General features: G+C 75.6%; 4 protein-coding genes. 1 reads left to right on the forward strand and 3 read right to left on the reverse strand.

All coding sequences use genetic code 11. The features are described 5' to 3' along the window. Positions 1 to 99: 99 nt before the first annotated feature. Both ACWJ6R_RS34930 and ACWJ6R_RS34935 read right to left on the reverse strand, forming a co-directional pair. On the reverse strand, positions 100 to 369 hold the full coding sequence (locus ACWJ6R_RS34930; RefSeq protein WP_449066302.1) for a hypothetical protein: 270 nt from the start codon (positions 367 to 369) through the stop codon (positions 100 to 102). After that, complete coding sequence (locus tag ACWJ6R_RS34935) at positions 369 to 971, reverse strand: hypothetical protein (RefSeq protein ID WP_449066303.1); 603 nt, start codon at positions 969 to 971, stop codon at positions 369 to 371. Before ACWJ6R_RS34935 ends, ACWJ6R_RS34930 begins: the two co-directional genes overlap by 1 nt. Before the next feature lie 77 nt (positions 972 to 1,048). Between ACWJ6R_RS34935 and ACWJ6R_RS34940 the strand changes: the two genes are divergently transcribed. Continuing rightward, on the forward strand, positions 1,049 to 1,804 hold the full coding sequence (locus ACWJ6R_RS34940; protein ID WP_449066304.1) for a hypothetical protein: 756 nt from the start codon (positions 1,049 to 1,051) through the stop codon (positions 1,802 to 1,804). Between the two features lie 64 nt (positions 1,805 to 1,868). Here ACWJ6R_RS34940 and ACWJ6R_RS34945 read toward each other — a convergent pair. Beyond that, positions 1,869 to 2,258 (reverse strand): hypothetical protein (locus ACWJ6R_RS34945; protein ID WP_449066305.1); only part of this gene is annotated, 390 nt, incomplete at its 5' end.

Consider the following 2,258-nt stretch of genomic DNA (forward strand, 5'->3'; position numbering starts at 1 on the left):
GGACCGGGCCGCCCAGCGCCGCGGCCAGGCGGCTACTGGCCGACAGCAGCGCCAGGGCGGCCGGGATCGGGTCGGCGTCGGCGAGGAGGCCCACCGTGGCTACTCGCCCTTGCCGGCGGTGGTGGTCTTGGCGGGGGCGGGCTTGATCGGGGTGAGCGCCTTCTGGACGCTGTCGCGGTCGGCGGGGTCGGCCCCGGCGACGAATCCGGCACCGACCAGGCGCATCGCCTCGCGCCGCAGCAGGGTGATCTCCTCGCCCTGCCGGTAGACGCGCTCCGGCAGGCCCAGCTCGACGGCGTCGACCGTGCGCAGCGGGTGGGCCAGGGTGAGCTTGACGTACTGCTCGGCCATCGGGATCTCTCCGTCCATCAGGGTGTGGGTCGCCGGTCATGGTGCCGCGCGGGCGCGTTAACGTCGTCCGGCCCGGTGGCGGGCGGCGGCGGCGCGGGCCGCGTCGGCGAGCCACCCGCCTCCGGATTCGGCGTGCTCGGACTCGGCGACGCGGGGGAAGGCCACCGACACGGTCGCGGTGACGGTCTTGCCGGCCGGTTTGGCGGGGCTGGTGCGGACGCGGCGGCGACGGCGCCGGGCACGGCGACGGACTGGCACCGGCAGTTGCGCGACTGGTGGACGGGCAGGAGCGGGTCGCGGGGCCGGTCGGCGACATGCCAGCGGCCGGGCAGGATCTTCCACCCGCCCGCAGTGTTGACCGCCTTGCCATCGTCGTCGCGGCCTTTGCGGACGTAGACCATGTGGGGGAGCCGGAAGCCGATGTTGGCGGGGATGAGCTGCCCGTGGGCGGCGGCGTGGGCGGGCCGCACGTTCTCGCCGGTGTCGGTGATCCACTGCTTGGCCGGGGGCGCGGTCTGGCGGGCTCCGGAGGCGACGTCGCCGGCGACCTTGTCGACGTGGCGGGCGACGGCGGCGGCGACCTGCCGGGAGACGCCGAAGCGGATGCGCGTGGTGGCCATGGGCGGGCACGGTAGCGGCCGGCCGCGTTTGCGTCCCGGGGGTGACATTAAGGCGCGGGTTCGGGATGGTGCGGCCCGTGAGCACCACCATCCCTGAGCGCGGGCGGCGGGCCGTACCGGTCGACGCCGTCGTGCGCCTGTATGTCGAGGACGAGCTGACGGTGCGGCAGATCGGCGCCTGGCTCGGCTGGTCGCATACGACGATCCACGAAACGCTGGTGGCGGCCGAGGTGCGGATGCGGCCGCGCGGGTCGCGGGCCAAACGCATCCCGGACCGGGTACGGGCGGCGATCGTCGCCGACTACGTGGCGGGCGAGCCGATGCGGGTCCTGCGGGGCCGGTACGGGGTGGCGGCGCAGTCGATCCGCAACATCGTGACCGAGGCCGGGAAACCGCTGCGGCCGGGCGGGGCGGAGCGGGCCGGGACGCGCCGGTTCGACCGGGTCGCGGCTGCGGACCTCGCCGGGCAGGGGTGGACGACTCCGGTGATCGCGGCGCTGATGGGCTTCTCGGAGGGGCACGTACGGCGGGAACTGCGGGCGCTGGGGTACGGGCGGGCGCCGCTGCCGGGCGGGGAGGAGCTGGCGCTGGCCTACGACCGGGCCGGGTCGGTGCGGGCGCTGGCGGCGGAGCTGGGATGCAGCGCGGGCCGGGTGCGCAAGGCGCTGGAGCGGGAGCGGATCCGGCGTCTGCCGGCGGGTGAGGTGCTGGTGGAGATGGTGCGCGCGTCCGGGTCGGGCCGGGCCGTGGCGGTGGAGCTGGGGTGCAGTGTGGGCCGTCTTCGGGCGGCGCTGGAGCGGTACGGCGTGCGGGTGCGGCCGAAGGCGGCCTGAAGACGCGGCAGGGGCCGGGCACCCGATGCGGGTGCCCGGCCCCTGCCAGCTCACGGTCCCGGGCTCAGACGGTGTCGAGGCCGTAGGTGGTGAGCAGTTCGTAGATCGTGCGGGCCTCCTGCAGCAGCGCCTGGCCGCTGGTGAAGACCGTTTTGGTCTGGTCGTTGTACGCGGTCGTCTTCTCCACTCCGCCCAGGCGCAGGCGGGTCTCCAGCGCCTGCAGGCGGGCATCGTAGTCGTCCCGGTCGGTCGCCTCGGCGAGCCAGTCGGCGACCACCTGGGTGTCGGAGGGCAGCGCGCGCTCTACGTCGTAGGTGGTCAGGTGCCGGTTGGCGCGGGCGGTGGTGAGGTTGTCGAGGGCGATGGCGAGCGCCCGGCGGTTGATGGTGAGCCGGTCGGGCGCGGGCAGGGGCGGCCGCGCGCCACAGGGGCGGGAGCGGGAGCGGGAGCGGGG

The sequence above is a fragment of the Planomonospora algeriensis genome, from assembly GCF_977012225.1.